Consider the following 23,012-nt stretch of genomic DNA (forward strand, 5'->3'; position numbering starts at 1 on the left):
TTAACGTAAGCGGTTTAACCAAATTAGCTTACGGCGGCTCATTTGTGCAACTTGCTCTTTTTTAAGTTCTAAATGGCTTAGCGCCTCTTCAGTTATATCTACTACATCACCCACACCAGCTACGGCCCATAAGGCTTCTTCTAAATCTTTAGCTTTGTGCATTGCGTACTGACTTACGTATTTTAGCTCATTAGAAAGATAATCAGTATCGGGGCGACCTGTGCGCGATATATACAAACGCATTACGAATATAAGTTGCGATGTAATGCCTTTACTAATTTGTTTATAAAAGCTTGAGTAGTCTTCACCTAAAGCGCATTGGCTAACAATAGCCTCTTCAATACTGCCTTTTCGAGGATCGAAGTTAATAGCAAGTGTAAAAGCAAGCGGTGCATCTTGGCGGCTGCGATCTTTGATATTTGGTGTTATTACATTAATAATTTGCTCTTCGGTCAGAATGCTCGAAAAGTCAGTTTTGTTACTTAATAAACCAAAGTTTTGCAAAATCACGTGAATAGGGCTGGCGTATAACCCATATCCAATTGCACCCGTTTTAAAGTGTGCAGCTTCTTTGTGTAAATATAGCGGAAATTGGCAAACGCTTTTTGTAACCATATTTCTAAGTGCGGTAGATAAGCCTTCTACTTTAGGTGCTTCTTCGGATACTTTAAGTTTGTCTTTATTACCTTCTATTAGCTGAGTGAAAAAGGTCACGCCAGCATGGGGTAAATCAGCAATACGATTTGCTTTTAGGTTAATAGTAGTAAATGACTTACTGATGGCCACTACTTCGTACTTTAGTTCACTAAGCTTATGCTTTTTAGTTATTTTTTGAAGTTCAGGGAATGCTAAAAGTACTATATCGCCTTTTTTAAATGTGGCAGGTTGTTCGCACTCTAACTGCAAACCCATTACCGAAAAGTCACGTGTATAGCCGTTAAATACCTCATCATTAATAGTGACACTAACTGGTGTTTTATAAAGATAGCGCTTATGCGAGCGTAAATTTACGTATTCAAGTGGCACAATATCTAAGTAGGGTGGTGTTTTGTGTTTTGCGTGGCCAAAGTGCTTAAGCTGATTTACTAATGCTTTATCAAAAGTAAGCTGTTTATAATCTGCTTGCTCTGCTTTATTACCAATACTTGTAAGTACAACAATATACTTAACATCTTTTATAAGGCCTTTTACACGAGGTGAAGGCGGCTTATTTAATTTTTCTATATTTTCACCGGCACTATTGGGTAGTGAAAGCGGTATAAAAGAATCATCTGGATGACTTGGCATTATTTGTATTTTAAAGCACTGCCAACTCTCTTTTTGACTACCAAAACCTAAAAATAGATCGCGTAAATTAGAGTTGTTACTTAGTTCTGTACGCGTTGCTGAGTAGTAATAAATTTTACCTGATGATACATGAGTAAATGTATAGAGGTAATCTTCTTTAACCGCGGTTATTTGAGTTAATAATTGTGTAATACGCTGGTGGTTAAGTATATTGTATAAACAAGGTACTTTTCTTTCGTCGGTAAAGTAGCGCTGAATAAAAATATTATTTTCAGTAGTAAGGCTAAGGCTTGGGTAAAATTGCTCATCTTTTTTGCTTAAAAACACATACAAAGAAGTTACACGAGGGATGTAGTACTGCTCATACCCCTTTGATACTACAGCATCTAGCGTATTATCTAAATTTACTTTATAACGACGTTTATTACCATGAATAAAGCTTTCTAAAAAGTCATTAAAGGGATCGTTATTTTCTATATAAGTGCGTTTTAAGCGGATGTGGTTAAATTCGCGAGAAATGTTTTCTACGGCAACAACTTCGTACTGAATGCCATTTTTTAAACCCAACTCAAAATCTTGTTCAAGACCCACTAGGCGCATTGCAATTAGCTCGCCTTTTTTTATAGAGTAACGGGTTGCTAGCTTAACCTTACAACCGCTTAAAGATATATCTGAAGTACTCGCTGCAATGTTCTTTTTATCTTTGTAATCAATAGTTACTTTTATAGAGTAATTCATTCGCTCTTCACGGCGACTCTCGTAAGAGGCAAACTTAATGACTTCAGTGCTTAAGTTACTTTCTAATTCTTGTAATTCTGATTTTTCGGCGGCTTGTTTTTGTAATACGCGGTGGTTATTTTCTGTATTCATTACGGCTTCGTAAACGGCTAGGGTGTATTCGCCATGCTGATTTAGCGCTTTTTCAAACACTTCAATAGCTGTGTCATCCATAAAGTGTTGTTTACCGTTGTGTTCATATGGTTTTACTTGGCCTGTTACTAATCCGCGAAGATCAACAAAGCGTGCCACAGGCTGAGATAAGCGCGACATTTCCATTTTCATCAAAAATTGCTCAGGTTTAGTTAACCCTGCGGTTTTTGATTTGAAAATTAGATCAAATTTAGCGTTGCCTAAATATGTTTTTAACTCATTCACGAGGTCTTCGTGTTTGAGCATTATGTCATCAGCCATTTATAAAACCATCACCGTCTAATTGAAAAAGTAGGTATACTGTTAAGTCCATTTATTAAAAATTCAATAAACGTTAAATCGCGCTATGTTATTAATATAGGTACAATTATTTAAGTTACTACTATTTAGCTCTTGTTATATATGTGTTATTTGCCATTTTATTGCCAAGTTACTTTAAACTATTACAAAGCAAAAAGTATGCCCTAAATTATAGCTAAAAAGAAACACCATGTGTATTTATTGATTGTGACGCTAGATTTTTAAGCAGGCAAGAGTTTGTTGCTAAGTAAATGCCTGAAATGGCAAAATAAGCGCTTAATAGTAAGAATTTTTTTAATTTAAAGAATAGTAGGTAAAGTTATCAATGGCTAAAGCGGCAAAAGTAGAATTTGTTTGTACCGAATGTGGCATGAACTATCAACGTTGGCAGGGTCAATGTCGCTGCGGTGCGTGGAACACATTAGCAGAGTTTAAACCTTCAGCAGGGCACAGTAAAAAAGCATCAATACGAACAAACGTTGGTGGTTATGCTGGTGGTGTTGGTGGTGGCTCTAAAAAAATCAATGATATTGCTACATCAGAGGCCGAAAAACAGTTAACTGAAATAGGCGAGCTCGATCGCGTGCTAAGCGGTGGTGTAACTACCGGTTCTGTTAATATAATTTCGGGTGATCCAGGTGCGGGTAAGACAACTTTGCTATCTGACCTAGTGGCGAGAATGTCACAACGTATGCCGTCACTTTACTGTACGGCAGAAGAATCTTTATCTCAGTTTAAAAACAGGGTAAATCGTTTAAAGTTAAACTATAACCCAGACGAGCTTTATTTACTTTCAGAGACGAGCGTTGAAACCATTATTGAAGAGCTCGAGAAAAATAAAATTAAGTTTGCTGTTATTGACTCTATTCAAGCAGTTGTAACCGATACGGCAAATGGTAGCCCTGGTTCGCCTTCGCAAGTAAAAAGCGCCGCCCAAGCATTAACTCAGTACTGTAAGCAAAATGATGTAACCATGTTCATTATTGCTCACGTAAATAAGAATAACGAAATAGCAGGCCCTCAAACACTTGTACATATTGTTGATGCGCTTTTACACATAGACACAAACGATGGTCAAATACGAACCCTTAGGGCAAATAAAAACCGCTTTGGTGATATTGATACTGTTGGCATTTTTAAAATGTGTGAACGTGGGATGTTGAGCGTTGATAATCCAAGTGAAATATTTTTATCGGGTTCAACCACTGACTCACCTGGCTCTACTATTACCTGTATTCGTAAAGGAAATCGTAATTTATTACTTGAGATTCAATGTTTAACTACCGAAACAGAAGCTGAATTTCCGCAGCGTGTTTGTGTTGGTTTAAATATGAACCGTATAAAAATGCTGACCGGTATATTACGAAAACACACTAAAACCAAAATATTTCACGATACGTTTTTTAATATTGTGGGTGGCCTAAGAATAGATGAAACAGAAACCTGTATCGATTTAGCATTAGTAACCGCGTTACTTAGCAGTTTAAACGAATTTGTTGTACCTCGTACCACGTGTATTATGGGAGAACTTAGCTTAAACGGCGATGTACGCCCAATAGACAGTGGTGTACCACGTGTTAAAGAGGCTGCACAACATGGATTTACAGAAATATATATTCCATTTCGCAATTACCATAAATCGATGGAAGGGCTAGGCGCTAAAATTACCCCTGTAAAAACCGTACATGAGTTACTTAGTTTGATTAATTAACACTTATCGGTGATGTTCTTCAGTGTTACTCTTAAGTTGAGACACTTTATAGAAAGAATTAAATAAGGAAATGACATGAAAAAATTAGTTATAGTTGCAGCTATTGTGGCCGCAGGCGTTGGTGGTGTTAGTTACGCAAACTACGTAGCAACTCAAGAAGTGCGTGCAGAAGTAGATAAGCAACTTGCATTAGTAAGCGACCAAACTGGCGCTACATTTAAATACGCTGGTTTATCGGCAAGTGTTATTTCAAAGAGTGTAGAAATAACAAACATGGAAGTAATAAGCCCTGAAGGTGACAATGTTGCTAATATTCAAAGAATTGAAATAACTGGCTACGAGCCGGATAAAATATCACCACATACATCATTTGATTTAAAAAGCTTTCAGTTTGATAAAAGCTTCGTATCAAAATTACCAGCTGATACAAACGAAATGTTAGCGTCGGCAAGTTACGACTTACATTCATCACTTGATTACGATGAAGAGTCTGGCAATAGTGATGTAGTAGTTAAGCTTGATGCAAAAGACATTGTTAGTTTTAATATGGATATGGGTTTAGCTAATTCAAAAGCGTTAATGGATGCTTCATTAGCTATTAGCAAGGCGCAGCAAGAAGCGGGTGATCAACCGCTGACGTATGAGGAAGAATTACAGCAGCAAACACTTGTTATGCAAGCAATGAGTAAATTAGAGCCGCGTAATGTTAGCTTTGCCTTAAATAACCAGGGTAAATTAAAAGATTTACTATCAAGCGAGCTTGAAAAGCAAGGTATGACGCTTGAGCAGATGGAAATGACGCTAGAGCAACAGTTGCAACAAGCGCCTGTTACTGAAGACATAGCTGAAGCTTTAACCAGCTTTGCGAAAGGTTTAAATTCATTCAGTGTGTCTGCAAAGCTACCTGAAGGTAAAACTATGATGGAAATTAACCAACAAGTTATGATGCTAGTAGGGCAACCTGAAGAACTTGTTAAGTTTATTAACTTAGAAGTTAAAGGTAATTAGGCCTTAGTTCTGTATTAATAAAGGCGCCAATTGGCGCCTTTGTTGTAATTTTATTAGCTAAAGCAATTTGCTTTTATAAGATCAGTGATTATTTGTTGTGATGGTTTTATTTTTTCCATCGCTAAAAATTCATCAGGCTGGTGTGCTTGGTTAATTGAGCCTGGGCCCATTACAATCGTTTCACAACCGAGTTGCTGGATAAACGGCGCTTCAGTGCAGTAATTTACCGCGACCGCTTTTTGCCCCGCTATTTTTTCAGCCATTTTTACTAAAGCACTGTCGGTGCTACCACTAAATGCCGGTATTGGTTCATGTAAATCAATAACGCTCACCGCATTTGGGTATTGCTGATTTATCTCTTTCGTTGCATCGAGTACTAATGCTTGTAGTTCTTGTACACTTAAACCTGGTAATGGGCGCATATCTATATGCATTTCACAGCAACCACAAATTCTATTCGCGTTATCGCCACCATGAATATTACCTAAGTTTAATGTAGGGTAAGGGATTTCGAAGTGGTTTATTGAATACTTATGCTTTAATTGTTCTTTTAAGATCATCAATTTTGTAATCACTTTATGCATTACTTCAATGGCGTTAAGACCACGTTCGGGATCGGAGCTATGCCCAGAGCGACCAACCACTCTTATTGCTGTACTCATATGGCCTTTATGCATAAATACTGGAGTCATATCAGTAGGTTCGCCTATTATACAACGCGCAGGTTTTAAATTTTGGTGCTTACATATTTGTTGTGCACCAGCCATCGTTGTTTCTTCGTCGGCGGTAGCAAGAATTAAAATAGGCTGAGTTTGCTGCTTTTCATCAAGTTCACTAATCGCTTGTAATACAAAAGCAAAAAAGCCTTTCATATCAATACTTCCTAGCCCATACAATTTGTTATCGAGTTCGGTAAGTTTAAATGGATTATGGTTCCAACGACTGTCATCAAAAGGCACTGTGTCGGTATGACCAGCTAGCATTAATCCGCCATCACCTTCTCCGCGTTTTGCTAATAAATTATAGCGCCCTTTACCTCCTTCTAATTCTATAATTTCACACGTAAAACCGATTGTTTCGCACCAACTGGCTAGGAGTTCAATTACGTTTTTATTGCTCATACACAGGTTGTCTTCAATAGCACTAATAGAAGGGGCTGCAATCAATTGTTGGTACATGGAAATAAACGAAGGCAAAGGCATAAAAAAAATCCAAAATTATTATTCAATTTAATTGCATAACAATATAAAAGTATTTATGATGAATATCAATTCACTTTTTAAGCATAAATATATTAAAAGTAACGCCATGAAAATAATGCGACGATAATCAAAATTCATTAATAAAAAAGACTTAATTAGCGTCTAAGCTAGTTTAAGCGAACATTATAGATAAGTAGTAATTAATTTTAAGATAACGAGTAAAAAATGAATGTAGTGATTATTGGCGCAAGCGGATACAGCGGCGCAGAGTTAGCAAGTTTAGTTGTTAAGCATCCAAACTTAACTTTAACAGGCTGTTATGTATCTGAGGGTAGCTTAGATAAAAATAAATTGCTAAGTGATTTATATCCAGAGCACCTTGGCTTACTAGACTGCCCTTTACTCCCTCTTAGCGAATCAGCTTTTGATGACATTCAAAGTGATGCTGATTACGTATGCTTATGTACCGATCACAAAGTAAGTGTTGATTTAGCGCCGCAATTTTTAGCTATGGGTAAAAAGGTATTTGATTTATCTGGTGGCTATCGTTTAGCAAGCAATGACGATTACGTTACTTACTATGGTTTTGAGCATCAACATCCAGAGCTTTTAAATAAAGCGGCTTACGGTCTAGCTGAGTGGAACCACGATGCTATCGCTAATGCAAAGCTAATTGCTGTTGCAGGCTGTTACCCAACGGCAGCGCTTAATGCGCTAAAACCACTTAAGCAAGCAGGCTTATTGAGCAGCGAAAGTATTATTATTAATGCGGTTTCGGGCGTTACAGGCGCAGGGCGTAAAGCCAGTGTAGGAACGCATTTTTGTGAAGTGTCGCTTGTACCTTATGGTTTGTTTAACCATCGCCACGGCCCTGAAATTGAACAACATCTTGGCCACAAAGTGTTATTTACACCGCACTTAGGTAATTTTCCGCGCGGTATTTTAGAAACTATTTATGTACAGCTTAAGCCAGGCGTTACCAAGGAAAACGTTGCATCGGCTTATCAAGTACTTGCGAGCGAGCCATTAATTCGTTTATTAGGCGATAAAATACCGTCAATTAAAGGTGTAGCTAAGCAGCCATTTGTTGATATTGGCTGGCAGCAACAAGGAACGCAGTTAATTGTGATGTCTGCTATTGATAACTTATTAAAAGGCGCTGCTGGACAAGCTTTGCAGTGTATTAATATTTCTATGAATTTAGATCATACCACTGGTTTAAAAGGAGCGTTTTAAATGAGTAAGAAAACGTGGGTAATTAAACTAGGTGGTGCAGTACTTAATACAGAAAATGCAGCAAAAGCGTTGTTTGATGTATTAAATGAGCAAACAAATGATGAGTTTGTGATTGTACATGGCGGTGGCGCTTTAGTTGATACATGGTTAAAACAATCGGGTTTTGCCAGTGCTAAACACCAAGGATTACGTATTAGCCCAGCAGAGCAAATGCCTTATATAGTCGGAGCACTCGCAGGTTGCGCTAATAAACAATTAATGACTCAAGCTATAAGCGCAGGGCATAAGCCTGTTGGCTTAAGTCTTTTTGAGGCGGGTGTGACTGCAACCCAAAAATTAAAAGCGCTTTGCTTAGTAGGTAAATGTAAAAGCAACGATGATTCTATTGTTAATGATTTACTTAAAATCGGTCGCCTACCGATTGTTAGCTCTATCGGCTTTGATGAACAAGGCTTGTGGTACAACGTAAATGCAGATGAAGCTGCAGCGGCTATTGCCAGTAATTTAAATGCAGAGCTTATTTTTATGACGGATGTAGAAGCAGTGCTTGACGAAAATAAACAACCGTTACATCAACTTGACACAAAACACATTGATACTTTAATTACAGATGGAGTAATTGTGGGCGGGATGGAGGTCAAAGTTAAGACCAGCCTTCACGCTGCCCAACATTTACGACGCGGTGTGTATATTTCCAGCTGGCAAAAGCCAGAAAATTTAACTGCTCTGCTGCAAGGCGAGCATGTCGGAACAAAGATTACACCATAGGTTTATTATGTTTGAGAATTTTTTAACGGGTTTAGAATTAGACCAAGAAGGCGCACTTAACTTATTAAAGTTAGCGCAAGATATAAAAGCAAAGCCAGAAAAATACAGCCAAGTATTATCGGGTAAATCAATCGTAACATTGTTTGAAAAACAAAGTTTACGTACTCGCTTATCGTTTGATATAGGTATTAATCGCCTTGGGGGCCATGCAGTTTATTTAGATCAGCAAAATGGCGCTATGGGTGCACGTGAATCAATTAAAGATTTCGCACTTAATATTTCTACTTGGGCTGATGGTATTGTTGCACGCGTAAATCAGCACAGCACATTAACTACATTAGGTGAATACGCATCAGTACCGGTAGTAAATAGTTTGTGTGATTTATACCACCCATGCCAAGCTCTTGCAGATTTTTTAACGCTTCAAGAAGTTCACGGCGATGTGAGCGAGCTTAAAGTAGCTTACTTAGGTGAGGGCAATAACGTAACTCATTCATTGATGTTACTTGCTGCAACGCTTGGCACTGATTTTGTTGCTGTAACGCCAAAGGGCAGCTCACCTGATTCGCAAATTCTTAAAAAGGCTGAGCAAATAGCAGCAATGAATGGCGCATCAGTGATGGTAAGTGACCGTGTTGAAGCGGCTGTGGGTGCTAACGTTGTATATGCAGATACATGGGTATCAATGGGTGATACAACACCGCTTGAGCAAGTTAAAGAAAAATATATGCCTTATCAATTAAATCAGGCATTGCTAGATCAAACAGGTGCAACTACGGTATTACATTGCCAACCGGCACACCGTGAATTTGAAATTACCTCTGAGGTAATGGATGGTCCAGCATCGAAAATTATTCAACAAGCAGAGAATCGCATGCACGCGCAAAATGCTTTGCTAGTTACATTACTAAATCCAAATTTTGTTAAGGAACACCTATGAGTTCAATTAAAAAAGTCGTTTTAGCCTATTCAGGTGGTCTTGATACATCGGCTATCGTGCCATGGTTAAAAGAAAACTACGGTTGTGAAGTTGTTGCGTTTGTAGCGGATGTAGGTCAAGGCGCAGAAGAACTTGAAGGCGTAGAAGCTAAAGCAATCGCTTCAGGTGCTTCAGAATGTTACGTAGTTGATTTAAAGGATGAAATGGTAAGTGATTACATTTATCCAACACTTAAAACCGGCTCGATTTACGAAGGTACTTATTTACTAGGTACGTCTATGGCGCGTCCTATTATTGCTAAAGCACAAGTTGAGATTGCACGTAAAGTAGGTGCTGATGCACTTTCTCATGGTTGTACTGGTAAAGGTAATGACCAAGTTCGTTTTGAATCATGTTTTGCAGCCCTTGCTCCAGATTTAAAAGTAATTGCGCCATGGCGTGAGTGGGACTTATCGAGTCGTGAATCATTACTTGATTACTTAGCTGAGCGTGACATTCCGTGTTCAGCATCTGCTACAAAAATTTATAGCCGTGATGCTAACGCTTGGCATATTTCGCACGAAGGTGGTGAGCTTGAAGATCCATGGTGTCAACCAACTGAGCAAGTATGGACTTGGACTAACTCTCCAGAGCAAGCGCCAGATAAATCAGAACTAGTAACTTTAAAAGTTGTTGAAGGCGAAGTGGTTGCTGTAAATGGCGAAGAACTTAAACCATATGACTGTTTAGTTAAATTAAACGATATTGCATCACCTCATGGCGTTGGACGTGTTGATATTGTAGAAAACCGTTTAGTAGGTATGAAGTCACGCGGTTGTTATGAAACACCAGGTGGCACAGTCATTATGGCTGCTCTTCAAGCCATTGACGAGCTAGTGCTTGATAAAGCAAGCCGTAAATGGAAAGAAGTACTAGGTGGTGAATTTTCACATTTAGTATATGACGGACGTTGGTTTACACCTCTTAAAGATTCTATTTTAGCCGGTGCAGAAGCACTTTCTAAAGTGGCAACAGGTGAAGTGGTACTTAAGCTTTACAAAGGCCAAGTAACTGCGGTTCAAAAGCAATCACCAAATAGCTTATACAGCGAAGCATTTGCTACATTTGGTGAAGATGATGTGTATGACCAGTCACACGCTGAAGGCTTTATTCGTTTATTCTCGCTTTCAAGCAGAATTTCAGCATTGGCTAAAAAGTAAATTATTTATAGCCCCTTATAAAAGGGGCATTACAGGGTTTGGAGAGATTTCATGGCATTATGGGGCGGACGTTTTTCTACGGGTCCAGATGAGGCGTTTAAGCAATTTAACGACTCTCTTCCCTTTGACTACCAGTTAGCAGAGCAAGATATTATTGGCTCTGTGGCATGGGCTGGTGCACTTGAACAGGTAAATGTACTTTCAAGTGATGAGCATACAAAATTAGTTGCTGCATTAAATGAGCTACTTGAAGAAGTTAAAGCTGACCCACAATCAGTTGCTACTTCAGGTGCCGAGGACATTCATTCACATGTTGAAGCTGCTCTAATTGAAAAAGTAGGTGATTTAGCTAAAAAATTACATACAGGCCGAAGCCGTAATGACCAAGTTGCCACCGATTTTAGACTATGGTGCCGTGATACAGCCGATCATTTACTAGGTGCCATTGCACAACTTAAAGGCGAGTTTGTAGCGCTTGCAGAGCGAGAGCTTGGCACAATATTACCAGGTTACACGCATTTACAGCGCGCACAACCAGTATTGTTTAGCCACTGGTGTATGGCGTATGTAGAAATGCTAGAGCGCGATGAAAGCCGCCTTCAAGACGCTAAAGCGCGCATGAATTTTTGTCCATTAGGCAGTGGTGCATTAGCAGGTACTGCTTATCCGATTGATCGCCAAGCATTAGCACACGGATTAGGTTTTACAGCGGCTACAAAAAATAGCCTTGATGGCGTATCTGATCGTGACTTCGTGTTAGATCTTTTAAGTTGTGCGTCTATTTCGATGATTCACTTATCTCGTATGTCAGAGGATCTGATTTTTTATAATTCGGGTGAAGCCGGATTTATAGAGCTTGCTGATAACGTAACTTCAGGCTCATCGCTCATGCCTCAGAAAAAAAATCCTGATGCACTCGAGCTTATTCGCGGTAAAACCGGACGTGTATTTGGTGCATTTAGCGCTATGATGATGACGTTAAAAGCGTTGCCACTTGCATACAATAAAGATATGCAAGAAGACAAAGAAGGCCTGTTCGACGCTATGCCAACATGGCTTGCATGTATTCATATGGCGCAAGCATGTATTAAAGGCGTAAAAGTAAATGGCGATAAAACGTTAGCAGCGGCAAAAGGCGGCCATGCTAATGCCACCGAGCTTGCTGATTACTTAGTTGCTAAAGGTGTGCCATTTAGAGAAGGTCATCACATTGTGGGTGTACTTGTACAGCTTGCGATTAGCGAAGGTAAAACGCTTGAGGAGCTATCACTTGAACAGTACAAATCAGTAAACACTGTATTTGAAGACGATGTTTACCCAGTACTTGAAATTGATGCTTGTATAAAAGCGCGTCAAGCGCTTGGCGGGACGTCTATTGAGCAAGTAACTAACGCTGTTAAAGAAGCCAAAAAAAAACAGCAAATAACGGTACGTGATGCAAATTTAGATGATGTAGAGGCAATTGCCACACTTATACAGCACTGGGCAACGGTAGGCGAAAACCTGCCTCGTGCAAAAAGCGATATGGTGCACTCTATTAACGAGTTTGCAGTCACTGAAATAAATGGAAAAGTGTCGGGCTGTGCTTCGTTATACATTTACGATACCGGCCTTGCTGAAATACGCTCATTGGGTATAGACCCAAAAAGTAAAGTGACGGGGCAAGGTAGACAGCTTGTAGAGCACCTACTTGCTAAAGCCAAAAAATTGGCACTTAACCGAGTTATTGTATTAACACGTGTTCCCGATTTTTTTGAGCAACAACGTTTTACTTTTTGTAGCAAAGACTCTTTGCCTGAAAAAGTAATGAAAGATTGTGAACTTTGCCTTCGTAAAGAAAATTGTGACGAAGTAGCAATGGAATATATTTTGAAGCTAAGTACACGTGCGGAGATCCCGTGTAAATACGTAGCTTAAACTCCCTGGATACAAAAAACGTACGGTTATCCCTGTGCGTTTTTTTATATTTGCAGTAAACTGGTCGGAGTTGTTTAGTTTGATTATATTTTTAAGTGAATTTTAATGCGTCAAAAAAAGTTGGCGCATTGTTTGCAGAGTATAAGATAGGTAGCAAAATAGCTATCACTGCTTAAAACAGGTAATGCATTTATCTACATAATAATGTGGTTAAAAGTTGCACCAAATATAATTAAAAATTTACAAGGATCAATCACATGCAAGTTTCAGCTAATAGCCAATTACAAATGCAAGCATACAACAAAACACAACAATTAAAGCCTGCAATGGAACAAACTGCTAGCCCTAAAACCCTGCAATCTGATACAGTGAGTATCTCTCAAGAAGCAAGAGCCGTTAGTGGTGCTGAGTTAGAGCGTGGCAATACAATTTTGAAACCTCGCCCTAAATGATTATTAAGGTAATAAATGTTTTTAGCTGAATTTTTTGGTTACTTCTCTCTATCAGCTCTCGTTACGTGGGCTTTTTTGATGGCTTTTTTCTTCAATTTATTTGTTTATAGCTTGGGAGTTAAAAGAGAAACTACTTTATTATTTAGCTCATTTATAATGATGGCTTCATATACTGCCACCGATTATTTTTTTACTTGGATATCTTACTATAATACGACATATCTTGATTGGGCATTACATGATTTTATTACTATTTTATCTCTTATATTTGCTTTAAAGATATTTAGTAAAACAACAGCTTCTTTTTTGTATTTAATTTTTGGCTTATCGATGAATATGATTTTAGCTGCATTTATGTATTTAGATGTATTTATATATAATAACCAAAAACCTTGGTTTTTTTGGGATATATATACATTTTCTGTAACAGCAAATGACTTACTAATGGTTGTAGCTCTTATCGTTGATAGAGACTTTCTAGGTCTTCATAAGTTAAAGAACAAAACCCTCAGCTACTTCAAGTCAAACGATATCCACAAAGTAACCTAACTCAAGTGTACGTTACTGAAGCCCTGATGGATTATGTAGAAGCTTTCTCTCAATGGGGCTTTTTAATGGCCTTCTTATACTGTTTAGCTTCCAGTATAAATAAAGAAAATAAGTCTCCTGTTTATTTATCTGCACTTATGCTCTGCTCATATATTTCCAGTGGTTACATAAACTTATTAGAAAATTTATATTTAAGCTGGGCGCTCTACGATTTTATTACAATTTTAGCTTTGTTTATTTTACAGTACTTTAAAGTGCTCCAGCGCTCTTTAGCTTTTCACTTCATCATAATTTCGTTAACAATAAATGCAGTACTTACCTTGATACTGCACTATGACCTATATGTTTTATATAACTATGAGCCCTGGTGGTATTGGAGTGTTTATTCAATAGGGGTCAATGCTATAGATATTCTTATGATCCTCTCGCTGATACTTAATAAAAATTTTTTAAGTTTAATAAAATTTAGTCCTCTTATAATTATAAGATCTACAAGGCCACCCAGTGCTTGACTTTCTTAGGGTGCTTGCTGGTTTATATGACTATATAACTATTTTTACTACATGGTTTTTTGTGCTCACTTTCTTATATAACTTATCCGCAAGTATTAACAAACACGATAAAGGCTGTGCTCAATTAGCTTTCATTATGATGATATCTTATACATCAAGTATTTTTATGGACCCACAGAGTGAAACACCTCATCTAACTCTTTTTTTATTTGATGTAGTGACCATTGTATTTTTGATTTTGTGGCGAATTTTTTTTAGTAAAACTATACCTATTGCGTTTTATTACCTCATTACAGGGTTAAGTTTTAATGCATTCGTTTTCTATGGCATGCATTACGATAGCATTATTTTAGGTAATTTAGACTATTGGTGGTTCTGGGCATTATACGTTATTGGACAAATTACTTCTGATTTAATAATGGTTTTGGTTCTTGCTACTAATAAGGATCTATTGGGTTTAATTAGGTTAAAACATTACTTGAGTCGTCTTAAAAAGCACATGCAACAATGAAGTCTTAGTAAAATGGAAGAGCTATTTTGGCAATTAAATTCAGTAAACGAATATTTTGGAATATTTATTACATGGCTTTTTGTTTTTGCTTTTTTGTTCACTTTATCAGCTGCTATTAATAAGCAAGATAAAAGCCGAGTTCACCTTTCTTTTATTATGATGGCTTCGTATACATTTAGTTTATTTGTGGACATAACTACTGCGGCCCCGCATCTAAGTTGTTTATATTTGATGTACTAACAATTGTAGTTATTTTTATGTGGCGTATTTTTTTAGGACGTAATGTACTGCTTTTATTACCTTATAGTAGGTCTTGGTAATAATGCCTCACTGTTTATGGGTATGTATATTGATAATACCCTTTATGATAATTGGGACTTTTGGTGGCTGTGGATGCTGTATGGTTTTCTTATGCCTATTATTGATATTACGATGGCACTCATATTAATTATCAATAAAGACTTCCTGAAACTAGTTTGGTTGATTAAAAGGTTAAAACCATCTCCTATATAATTGCTAAATTAGCGCATACGAGTTATGCGCTAATGAAATAAATAGCTACTGGCCGTCACAGCCTAATTTAGTTTTTAGAGCTTTAACTATTACAGGATCTACAAACTCGCTTACGTCACCATTATGGCGGGCTACTTCTTTAACGAGAGTGGATGAAATAAATGAATTTCGCTCTGCTGGTGTTAAAAATACACTTTCTAAGTCTGGATTTAGGCGGCGGTTCATATTTGCTAATTGAAATTCGTAATCAAAATCAGATACGGCTCTAATTCCGCGAATTAAAACATTAGCACTACGCTCTTTTGCTAAATCAGCTAGCAAACCTGAAAAACCGATAACTTTAACATTATCTAAGTGACTTAAAATACTGTTGGCAAGTTCAACACGTTCTTCAAGGCTAAAACAGGGTTTTTTACTTGGGTTATTAGCAACTGCAACTAATACGGTATCAAACATTTTAGCCGCACGTTGAATAAGATCTGTATGCCCATTCGTTAATGGATCGAAGGTGCCTGGGTAAATTGCAATAACTTTCATAATGTTCACTATTTATTATTTTAGCGTTAGTTTAACAGTGTTTGTGATACAAAGCAGCCTAGCTAAAAAGTATGCAAATGTTTGTTTTATTTAAACAGGTCAGTCCATGGTGGGAGTGTTTTAATTACTCATATTTGTTTATACTCCTAAATCCCTTTTGAGTGTAATGTAGCCTATAGATAATTGAGTATTAGCATATGAATACCAAGGATAAAATAATACACACCAGTATTTTGTTGTTTAACGAAAATGGTGAGCGTGCAATATCAACAAACCATATTGCATCAAACTTAGGGATGAGCCCGGGTAACCTTTATTATCACTTTAAAAATAAAGAAGACATTATCCGTCATATTTTTGCGCTGTATCGCGATCATTTAAATACTCACTTTAAACCTATTAATAAAGAAGATGATGCCTTTAGTCATTTAACCGCTTACCTAGATTCGTTATTTGAGCTTATGTGGCGTTATCATTTTTTTTACGACAACTTAGGCGATATTCTCTCTAGAGATACCGATCTAAAACAAGCTTATATTGATTTTCAACTGGAGTTATTAGAGCAAGTTCGTAAAATTATTTTAGGGCTTCGCGATAGTGAAATGATTGCTATTGATGAGCAAGATGTCATTGATTTAGCACATACACTTAAGCTAACTGTTAGTTTTTGGACACCTTATATTAAAGCCCGTAGACCAAGCGGTACGCTTGCTGAGCAAGATATCTATCATGGTATTTTAAAAGTGCTCACATTATTTAGAGCGTACAGTACCGATAAAAGTATTGATAAAATGAACCTGCTACGTGAAAAATATACTGAATTAGCGCAACACGCTCCAACTGTCGTCTAGCCGTTGTTCTTTGGCTGTTTCCTAGACGCTGAATTTTTTGCTATAATCGCGCGCCAAATGCCTGGGAGCGCGAATTCCCGCAGTCTAAGAGTGAACTATGCTTAAATTTATCGTCAAACTACATCCTGAAATTGCCATTAAAAGCCGTTCGGTACGTAAACGCTTTACTAAAGTGTTAGAAAATAACATTAAAATTGTATTGCGTCGTGTTGACGAAAAAGTACAAGTAAGAAACAACTGGGATAACATTTCAGTTGTTACAAAGCTTGAAGGTGCGCAAGTTCGTTTAGATTTTATCGATAGCCTTAAACGCATACCTGGCATCGTTCAATTTATTGAAGTAACCGAAACACAATTCGAAACTCTTGATGATATTTACCAAAAAACAATAGCGTTAGTTGGGCATACAATTGTAGGTAAAACATTTTGTGTTCGTGCAAAGCGTATAGGGCAACACGACTTTACTTCAACTGATTTAGAGCGTTATGTTGGTGGTGGGTTGAACCAACATATTGAAGGCGCAAGCGTTAAACTTAGCCGCCCAGAAGTAACAATACGCTTAGAAGTCAAAGACGATAAAGCTTACATTGTTTCGCAAACACATTTTGGTATGGCTGGCTTTCCGCTACCAACCCAAGAAGATGTGCTTTCGCTTATGTCGGGTGGTTTTGACTCCGGCGTAGCAAGTTACCAAATGATCCGTAAAGGTGCACGTACGCACTTTTTATTCTTTAATCTAGGTGGCGCAGCGCACGAAATTGGCGTTAAACAAGCAAGTTACTATTTATGGAAAAAATACAGCTCTACCCATAAAGTTAAGTTTGTAACTGTTGATTTTGAACCCGTAGTCGCAGAAATTTTAGAAAACGTTGAAAACAGCCAAATGGGTGTTGTACTAAAACGCATGATGATGCGTGCAGGTAGTCAAGTTGCTGAAAAGCTAAACATTCAAGCACTTGTAACCGGTGAAAGTATTGGTCAGGTTTCAAGCCAAACACTGGCTAATTTAAGCGTGATTGACCGCGTAACCGAAACGCTTATTTTACGCCCGCTTATTCAGCACGATAAGCAAGAAATTATTAATATTGCCCGCCAAATTGGTACCGCGGAAATGGCCGAAACGATGCCAGAGTACTGTGGCGTAATTTCTAAAAAGCCAACGGTTAAAGCTAAAATTGATGTTATTAAAGGCGAAGAAGAAAAGTTCGACTTTGATGTACTAAATACCGTAGTTGAAAATGCCCGCATTATGGATGTACGCGACATTGACGTAGAAGCTAAGCAAGAGCTGAAAGAGGCTGAGTCGGTTGCTGATTTACCAGCTGGCGCAGTGGTTGTTGATATTCGCTCACCTGAAGAAGAAGATGCAGCACCACTAGAGGTTGATGGCATTGAAGTGGTGCATTTACCATTTTTCCGCTTAGCGACTAAGTTTGGTGATTTACCAAAAAATAAAGATTATTACTTATATTGCGAAAGAGGTGTGATGAGCCAGTTACAAGCCCTTATTTTACATGAGCAAGGCTTTGATACAGTTAAAGTTTATCGCCCGTAAGTAACCAAAATTTAGGTTAAGTATTTATATAAGCGTGGTTTAAACCACGCTTTTTTTTGCCTCAATTTTAGCAAGTAGCTCATTATTATAAGGTGTTTTAATATTATAAAGTTTGCCTTGCTGACGAATATACCCACAAATAGCTGCAATTTCGGTCGTTCTGTTATGAACAACATCTTGCTGCATAGATGAGTAATTATCGCAGGTTAGCTCCATTATTTTATAAGCGGTGTTTAATGCTTTAATTAATGGGATATCAAGCCCTTGAGCTTTTGCTATATTACATGCCTCATTCAGTGCGCTAAAAATTATTGCGTTATATTTAGGTGAGCGTAGCTCACCATTTTTAACATTGTTTAAGGCACTAAGAGGGTTAATAGCAATGTTTACAAGCAGCTTCTCAAAGCGAAGCTGATGAATGTTATCAGTCCATTTAATGTTAGGTACTGCTTTTAAAGCCTCTGCGATAACTTCGTTATTTTGAAGTGTGAGGCTATTACAACCGCCAACCACACTTTGTCCTTCGCCTGTATGTTGCACAATATACTGGTTAGATTTATACCCTGCCATGCTAGTGGTTAGAAAGTAGAGTGCTTGGGTGCTATTAAGCTGATCATTTATCTCGTCAACATTACCCATCCCATTATGCGAAAGAACGACAGAGCAACCTTTAGGTAAAAAAGTTTTTACTTGAGCAAAGGCATCGGGTACCTGAAAGGCTTTAACCGTAAATAATACAAGGTCAAATTCGTTGTTTTTATTTAGCTGATTTAAAGAAATAAACTGTGCGTTAATTTTTTTAGACGCATTATTACCACGGCTATAAAAACGTGTGTTCGTAGAGGCTTTACGAGTTAATACCGTTACATGATTTGATGCGCTTAAAAAGTGGCTCAGTAATAAGCCTATAGCGCCATCACCAACAATTAAAATATTAGCCATATGGGTTCTTTTTTCGAGGAGTAAAAATAACTCTAATTAAAAAGTAGCTAGCAGCACCAGCAAAGTCAGCAAAAAAATCACCTAGTGATGCTTGCCTATATGGAAGGGCGTCTTGCATTATTTCTATAGATGCACCGTATCCAGCCAATAGCATTATTTGTGCATACAAAGGCAGTTTAAACGCTTTATCCATTATGATAGCTAGTACGAAAAAAATCCCGAAATGGGCGACTTTATCAACATGGGGGAATAAATTAACAACTCCGCCTTTTATTTCCTTGGCAAATAAAAGGGTAAAAGCCACTATGCTGATTAAAAAAATTGCTTGATAAACACGCCTTGTCACGATAAATCCTAAAATCGCTTAAAAAAGAGTCGCAAGTATATCAAACTAAATTAGTATCGCACCTGAACAGCATGCAGAAAAGTGTAAAGATTTATAATTTTAGCGTTATAATTGCCGCATAAAATTAAGATTAAATAGTTAGGAGAAACCAATGCCTTCATTTGATATTGTATCTGAAGTAGAAATGAACGAAGCTAAAAACGCGGTTGATAACGCAAATCGCGAGTTAGAAACGCGCTTTGACTTTAGAGGCGTAGACGCTTCAATCGAATTAAACGACAAAACAATTAAACTAAAAGCAGAAGCTGATTCACAAGTTATGCAATTGTTTGATATTTTAGCCAGTAAAATATCTAAGCGCGGTATGGATGTAGCGAGTTTAGAGCTGCAAGATATTACGCGTGCAGGCAAAAATGTTTTTCGTAACGTTGGCCTTAAACAAGGTATTGAAAAAGACATGGCTAAAAAAGTAGTTAAAGCCATTAAAGATTCTAAAGTAAAAGTACAAGCCGCTATTCAAGGTGAAGAAGTACGTGTTACAGGTAAAAAGCGTGACGACCTACAAGAAGCTATGCAGGTAGTGCGCAGCGCTGATTTAGGCCAGCCTTTTCAGTTTAAAAACTTCCGCGATTAATTATTTATAGTACGGCTAGTTATAAATGATACATCTTCAACCTGCGCTTAATAATTTAAGCCCAGGTTGAGTTATTTTTAAGCGCTGTTAGCACCCTTAATAAATCAAGCTATGTTTAATAATTAACCTACTATACTTATGCTCTTATTGAATATTTTTGTTTTAGGTGTATTAATGAATCGCTACCAACTTTTAGTTTTTATTACTTTTGTATTTTTTAGTAGCTCAAGCACAAGTAAAGCAATAGATATAAATGTATTAGTAGAAGATGGTTATTTTCCTATAGTCATTAATGCCCAAAAACAGCAGGGTTTAGCCCCTGAGTTTATTAAAGTATTAAACAATACCCAAAATGAATATAACTTTATACTCAATTCATTACCTGTAAAAAGGTTGACCAAATCAGTAGAGCAAAACAGATTTGATGTTTTATTTTTAATGGCGCAGCAATGGATCCCTCTATCAGCGCGAGAAAATATTACCCAAAGCAAATTTTATGTTATTACTAAAAATGAATTATATGCACTTAAAGAAAACGCCAAAGATCAAACCTACTTTGATGACTTACAATCGTTAACTAAAGCCGGTGTACTTGGTTACTCTTATCACTTTGCAGGGTTTAATACCGACGCGTATTACTTAAGCGAAGAGCATAATGTTAGCCTCACAGTTGATGAGTTCAATGTAGTAAAAATGCTGTTATTGCAGCGCTCAGATGTCGGTGTTTTAAATAATATTGCTTATCAATATTTTAAAAATAAAAAAATATTCGATATGAGCTTGCTATATAAAAGCGAAAAACCAGACGCCGTGTTCGACACTCACTTTTTAGTAAGCCCTAAGCAAAGCAAAATATCTGCACCTAAAATAGATTCAATTCTTAACTCAGCAGCTACAAAGCCCCATATTATAAAGTTACTAAATAAATACTCAGCACCATATAGCTTTGAAAATACATCAGAGTAATTAGATTTTAGCTGTATAGACGTCCGTTGACATTTGTAAACAAAGTACTCACAATAGCCGCATATTTTTAAGGTGCTTGCTTAGTGCTCATGCATTGGTTTTAAGGTATTGAAACTAACGGCAAGATAATCGGGAAGTTGGTGCGTATTTATGACAAAAGCAATCCCAACACTGCCCCCGCAACGGTAAAGTATTAGCACTGTTTTAAAGGTGTTTGCTGAGTCCGGAGACCGGCCTTAAAGTAATCTTACTTACTTACTTAAATCTTTGCGGTGGGCAAAGATAGGGACCATCATGTTAAATAAAACAACACTAGGCGTTGCAATTACTGCTGCGCTTTCATTTTCTGTGTCTGCTGCAGATAATTCAATCGAAAAAATAACTGTTACTGCTAATAAATTTGAGCAATCAATTAATGATGTTTTAGCAAGCGTAAATGTTATTGACCGCAGCGAAATAGATGCAAGCAACGTGCGTGACTTACCAGCGCTATTAAGCAAACAAGTTGGCTTTCAAATTAATCCTAACGGCGGCTTTGGCCAAAATTCTGGCGTATCTTTACGTGGTACGGGTTCTGGCGATACGTTAATTTTAATCGATGGCGTACGGACGGGTTCGGCAACGCTTGGTCAAAAAGCGCTAAGTAATGTTCCTTTAAATAGTATTGAGCGTATCGAAATTATTAAAGGCTCACGTGCTGCTGTTTATGGCTCAGATGCTCTTGCGGGTGTTATTAATATTATTACGCGTGAAGCTGATAATTTATCTTTAGATGCTACTTTTGGCTCAGACGCATACCAAAACTATCAAGTTGCGGGCTCTGTTAAATCGGCTGAGGTAACCACCGCTTTTAATGCGGGTTATGAAAAAACAGATGGCTTTGACGCATTGCAAGGTGCGGCACCCGATGAAGATGGCTATGAAAATAAAAACCTTGGTTTTAAAGTAAATTACTCCGACGCACATTACGGCGACTTTAAGTTACTAGGTCAATACAGCGAAGGTTACGTAGATTACGATAGTCGCTTTAGCCCAGCCACAAGCACTGTGGAAACTAGTGATTTTAAAAATTATCAGCTTTCTGCTGGTTGGAATAAAAACTACATTAGTCAATCACACAGTATTGATATTGCTATTTCAACAGATGATTCACACGATACTTCAGCATTTGGCGAAAATGATTTTATAACTAAACGTGTGCAATTGGATTATAACGGTCAGTATAATTTATCAGAAGTACTTAATATTAGTGGCGGTGTTAACTGGTACAATGATGATGTAAGCCACAGCTCAACACAATATGATGTACAAGAGCGTGATGTGTTAGCTGTATTTATTGGTGCATATTACAACGCTGAGAAAGTGTTAGCTAATTTAACTATACGCCAAGATGATGATGAGCAATTTGGTGACGAAACGACTTACACTGCGGCAGCCGGCTATCACTTATCTGAAGATGCAACCTTTAGAGTAAGTCAAAGTACTGGTTTTAAAGCGCCTACCTTTAACGATTTATATTTTCCAGCCTTTCCAGGTTTTCCACCTTCATCTAACCCTGATTTAGAGCCTGAAAAATCATTAAATCGAGAGATTGGATTAAATGTAGATTTTGATGTAGCAAGTGTTGACGTTGCTATTTTTAGAAATGATATTGAGGATAAAATTTCTTTAGACACTAATTTCTTTCCTATTAACTTAAACGAAGCGCGCTATGAAGGGGTTGAGTTTAGCCTTTCTCAGCAGTTTTTTGGTTTTGATAGCAACCTCAACTTTGCTTACTTAAGCGCTGAAGACGAAGAAACGGGAGCAGAGTTGCGTAATGTTGCTAAACGTACTTTTAACTGGGAACTTGCAAAACAGTTTGGTGCTTTTGATGCAAGCTTAGACATGCAATACCGTAGTGACCGCCAAGGTGCTGTGACACGTTTAGGTTCTTACACACTTTGGAACTTAGCGGGTAATTACCAAGTAAATGAGCACATTGAAGTATCACTTCGTGTAGAAAATTTATTTGATAAAGAATACAACGCGGTTGATTCAAATGCTGATTTTACAACGGGTGAAGTGTATTACTACAACACACCAGAGCGTCGCTTTTTTGCAGGCGCAAGCTACCAGTTTTAGTTGTCTTTAATAACCTTTGTAG

The 23,012-nt window shown here is 37.5% G+C and carries 20 protein-coding genes, 1 pseudogene and 1 riboswitch; of the genes and pseudogenes, 16 read left to right on the forward strand and 5 right to left on the reverse strand.

Annotated elements, in window-relative coordinates:
• Nucleotides 1–2,478: a PilZ domain-containing protein gene (locus tag EU510_RS11715; protein WP_149593645.1), complete on the reverse strand. Its 2,478-nt coding sequence runs from the start codon at nt 2,476–2,478 to the stop codon at nt 1–3.
• A 364-nt stretch (nt 2,479–2,842) separates the two neighbouring features.
• On the opposite strand from EU510_RS11715, the gene radA reads away from it, so the two are divergent.
• Nucleotides 2,843–4,228, forward strand: a complete 1,386-nt coding sequence (radA, locus tag EU510_RS11720) for a DNA repair protein RadA (RefSeq protein WP_149593646.1) — start codon at nt 2,843–2,845, stop codon at nt 4,226–4,228.
• Between the two features lie 75 nt (nt 4,229–4,303).
• The gene (locus EU510_RS11725; protein ID WP_149593647.1) at nt 4,304–5,236 is read left to right on the forward strand and encodes a hypothetical protein; all 933 of its coding nucleotides are present in this window, start codon (nt 4,304–4,306) and stop codon (nt 5,234–5,236) included.
• Between the two features lie 53 nt (nt 5,237–5,289).
• Here the strand turns inward: EU510_RS11725 and argE are convergent, their stop codons facing one another.
• Nucleotides 5,290–6,438: an acetylornithine deacetylase gene (gene argE / locus EU510_RS11730; RefSeq protein ID WP_149593648.1), complete on the reverse strand. Its 1,149-nt coding sequence runs from the start codon at nt 6,436–6,438 to the stop codon at nt 5,290–5,292.
• A gap of 225 nt (nt 6,439–6,663) precedes the next feature.
• On the opposite strand from argE, the gene argC reads away from it, so the two are divergent.
• From argC to EU510_RS20075, 9 genes and pseudogenes are all read left to right on the forward strand, one after another.
• Nucleotides 6,664–7,674 carry an N-acetyl-gamma-glutamyl-phosphate reductase gene (gene argC, locus EU510_RS11735; protein WP_149593649.1) on the forward strand — a complete coding sequence of 337 codons (1,011 nt, stop codon included), beginning with the start codon at nt 6,664–6,666 and terminating at the stop codon, nt 7,672–7,674.
• Nucleotides 7,675–8,442, forward strand: a complete 768-nt coding sequence (gene argB, locus EU510_RS11740) for an acetylglutamate kinase (protein ID WP_149593650.1) — start codon at nt 7,675–7,677, stop codon at nt 8,440–8,442. It abuts the gene before it with no gap.
• A 7-nt stretch (nt 8,443–8,449) separates the two neighbouring features.
• Nucleotides 8,450–9,382, forward strand: coding sequence for an ornithine carbamoyltransferase (locus EU510_RS11745; protein WP_149593651.1), 933 nt, complete (start codon nt 8,450–8,452; stop codon nt 9,380–9,382).
• Nucleotides 9,379–10,581, forward strand: coding sequence for an argininosuccinate synthase (locus EU510_RS11750; protein WP_007377844.1), 1,203 nt, complete (start codon nt 9,379–9,381; stop codon nt 10,579–10,581). The genes EU510_RS11745 and EU510_RS11750 overlap by 4 nt, the downstream gene beginning before the upstream one ends.
• 51 nt (nt 10,582–10,632) lie before the next feature.
• Nucleotides 10,633–12,498, forward strand: coding sequence for an argininosuccinate lyase (gene argH, locus EU510_RS11755; protein WP_149593652.1), 1,866 nt, complete (start codon nt 10,633–10,635; stop codon nt 12,496–12,498).
• 257 nt (nt 12,499–12,755) lie between these two features.
• The gene (locus tag EU510_RS11760; RefSeq protein ID WP_149593653.1) at nt 12,756–12,950 is read left to right on the forward strand and encodes a hypothetical protein; all 195 of its coding nucleotides are present in this window, start codon (nt 12,756–12,758) and stop codon (nt 12,948–12,950) included.
• Nucleotides 12,951–12,965: 15 nt separating this feature from the next.
• Nucleotides 12,966–13,499 carry a hypothetical protein gene (locus tag EU510_RS19915; RefSeq protein WP_188085420.1) on the forward strand — a complete coding sequence of 178 codons (534 nt, stop codon included), beginning with the start codon at nt 12,966–12,968 and terminating at the stop codon, nt 13,497–13,499.
• 504 nt (nt 13,500–14,003) lie between these two features.
• Nucleotides 14,004–14,522 (forward strand): hypothetical protein, encoded by a 519-nt coding sequence (locus tag EU510_RS11780; protein WP_149593655.1) that lies wholly within the window; start codon nt 14,004–14,006, stop codon nt 14,520–14,522.
• Between the two features lie 12 nt (nt 14,523–14,534).
• Nucleotides 14,535–15,035: pseudogene (locus EU510_RS20075) on the forward strand (hypothetical protein).
• 45 nt (nt 15,036–15,080) lie between these two features.
• Here EU510_RS20075 and coaD read toward each other — a convergent pair.
• A complete protein-coding gene (gene coaD, locus EU510_RS11790; RefSeq protein WP_149593656.1) occupies nt 15,081–15,572 on the reverse strand; it encodes a pantetheine-phosphate adenylyltransferase in 492 nt (163 codons plus the stop codon).
• Nucleotides 15,573–15,769: 197 nt separating this feature from the next.
• Here coaD and EU510_RS11795 point away from each other — a divergent pair, with 197 nt between their 5' ends.
• Nucleotides 15,770–16,423 carry a TetR/AcrR family transcriptional regulator gene (locus tag EU510_RS11795; protein WP_149593657.1) on the forward strand — a complete coding sequence of 218 codons (654 nt, stop codon included), beginning with the start codon at nt 15,770–15,772 and terminating at the stop codon, nt 16,421–16,423.
• Between the two features lie 97 nt (nt 16,424–16,520).
• The gene (thiI, locus tag EU510_RS11800) at nt 16,521–17,978 is read left to right on the forward strand and encodes a tRNA uracil 4-sulfurtransferase ThiI (protein ID WP_149593658.1); all 1,458 of its coding nucleotides are present in this window, start codon (nt 16,521–16,523) and stop codon (nt 17,976–17,978) included.
• Between the two features lie 39 nt (nt 17,979–18,017).
• Here thiI and EU510_RS11805 read toward each other — a convergent pair whose 3' ends face one another.
• Nucleotides 18,018–18,920 carry a ketopantoate reductase family protein gene (locus EU510_RS11805; RefSeq protein WP_149593659.1) on the reverse strand — a complete coding sequence of 301 codons (903 nt, stop codon included), beginning with the start codon at nt 18,918–18,920 and terminating at the stop codon, nt 18,018–18,020.
• Nucleotides 18,913–19,266 carry a VanZ family protein gene (locus EU510_RS11810; protein ID WP_149593660.1) on the reverse strand — a complete coding sequence of 118 codons (354 nt, stop codon included), beginning with the start codon at nt 19,264–19,266 and terminating at the stop codon, nt 18,913–18,915. The genes EU510_RS11805 and EU510_RS11810 overlap by 8 nt, the downstream gene beginning before the upstream one ends.
• A gap of 151 nt (nt 19,267–19,417) precedes the next feature.
• On the opposite strand from EU510_RS11810, the gene EU510_RS11815 reads away from it, so the two are divergent.
• The 3 genes from EU510_RS11815 (at nt 19,418) to EU510_RS11825 (ending at nt 22,990) form a co-directional block, all read left to right on the forward strand.
• Entirely contained in the window at nt 19,418–19,900 is a 483-nt protein-coding gene (locus EU510_RS11815; RefSeq protein WP_058548654.1) for a YajQ family cyclic di-GMP-binding protein, read from the forward strand.
• Between the two features lie 174 nt (nt 19,901–20,074).
• Nucleotides 20,075–20,866 carry an ABC transporter substrate-binding protein gene (locus tag EU510_RS11820; RefSeq protein ID WP_149593661.1) on the forward strand — a complete coding sequence of 264 codons (792 nt, stop codon included), beginning with the start codon at nt 20,075–20,077 and terminating at the stop codon, nt 20,864–20,866.
• 86 nt (nt 20,867–20,952) lie between these two features.
• A riboswitch (cobalamin riboswitch) is annotated at nt 20,953–21,120 on the forward strand.
• Between the two features lie 40 nt (nt 21,121–21,160).
• Entirely contained in the window at nt 21,161–22,990 is a 1,830-nt protein-coding gene (locus tag EU510_RS11825; protein WP_149593662.1) for a TonB-dependent receptor domain-containing protein, read from the forward strand.
• Nucleotides 22,991–23,012 lie beyond the last annotated feature (22 nt).

It is taken from the genome of Pseudoalteromonas sp. FUC4 (assembly GCF_008370255.1).
Classification (GTDB): domain Bacteria; phylum Pseudomonadota; class Gammaproteobacteria; order Enterobacterales; family Alteromonadaceae; genus Pseudoalteromonas.

Coding starts and splice junctions, on each gene's coding strand:
- EU510_RS11745 (WP_149593651.1), top strand. CDS start 8,450: ATGTTTGAGAATTTTTTAACGGGTTTAGAATTAGACCAAGAAGGCGCA.
- EU510_RS11820 (WP_149593661.1), top strand. CDS start 20,075: ATGAATCGCTACCAACTTTTAGTTTTTATTACTTTTGTATTTTTTAGT.
- argH (WP_149593652.1), top strand. CDS start 10,633: ATGGCATTATGGGGCGGACGTTTTTCTACGGGTCCAGATGAGGCGTTT.
- EU510_RS11805 (WP_149593659.1), bottom strand. CDS start 18,920: ATGGCTAATATTTTAATTGTTGGTGATGGCGCTATAGGCTTATTACTG.
- EU510_RS11825 (WP_149593662.1), top strand. CDS start 21,161: ATGTTAAATAAAACAACACTAGGCGTTGCAATTACTGCTGCGCTTTCA.
- EU510_RS11725 (WP_149593647.1), top strand. CDS start 4,304: ATGAAAAAATTAGTTATAGTTGCAGCTATTGTGGCCGCAGGCGTTGGT.
- thiI (WP_149593658.1), top strand. CDS start 16,521: ATGCTTAAATTTATCGTCAAACTACATCCTGAAATTGCCATTAAAAGC.
- EU510_RS11750 (WP_007377844.1), top strand. CDS start 9,379: ATGAGTTCAATTAAAAAAGTCGTTTTAGCCTATTCAGGTGGTCTTGAT.
- EU510_RS19915 (WP_188085420.1), top strand. CDS start 12,966: ATGTTTTTAGCTGAATTTTTTGGTTACTTCTCTCTATCAGCTCTCGTT.
- argC (WP_149593649.1), top strand. CDS start 6,664: ATGAATGTAGTGATTATTGGCGCAAGCGGATACAGCGGCGCAGAGTTA.
- coaD (WP_149593656.1), bottom strand. CDS start 15,572: ATGAAAGTTATTGCAATTTACCCAGGCACCTTCGATCCATTAACGAAT.
- EU510_RS11760 (WP_149593653.1), top strand. CDS start 12,756: ATGCAAGTTTCAGCTAATAGCCAATTACAAATGCAAGCATACAACAAA.
- EU510_RS11715 (WP_149593645.1), bottom strand. CDS start 2,478: ATGGCTGATGACATAATGCTCAAACACGAAGACCTCGTGAATGAGTTA.
- radA (WP_149593646.1), top strand. CDS start 2,843: ATGGCTAAAGCGGCAAAAGTAGAATTTGTTTGTACCGAATGTGGCATG.
- EU510_RS11795 (WP_149593657.1), top strand. CDS start 15,770: ATGAATACCAAGGATAAAATAATACACACCAGTATTTTGTTGTTTAAC.
- EU510_RS11815 (WP_058548654.1), top strand. CDS start 19,418: ATGCCTTCATTTGATATTGTATCTGAAGTAGAAATGAACGAAGCTAAA.
- argB (WP_149593650.1), top strand. CDS start 7,675: ATGAGTAAGAAAACGTGGGTAATTAAACTAGGTGGTGCAGTACTTAAT.
- argE (WP_149593648.1), bottom strand. CDS start 6,438: ATGCCTTTGCCTTCGTTTATTTCCATGTACCAACAATTGATTGCAGCC.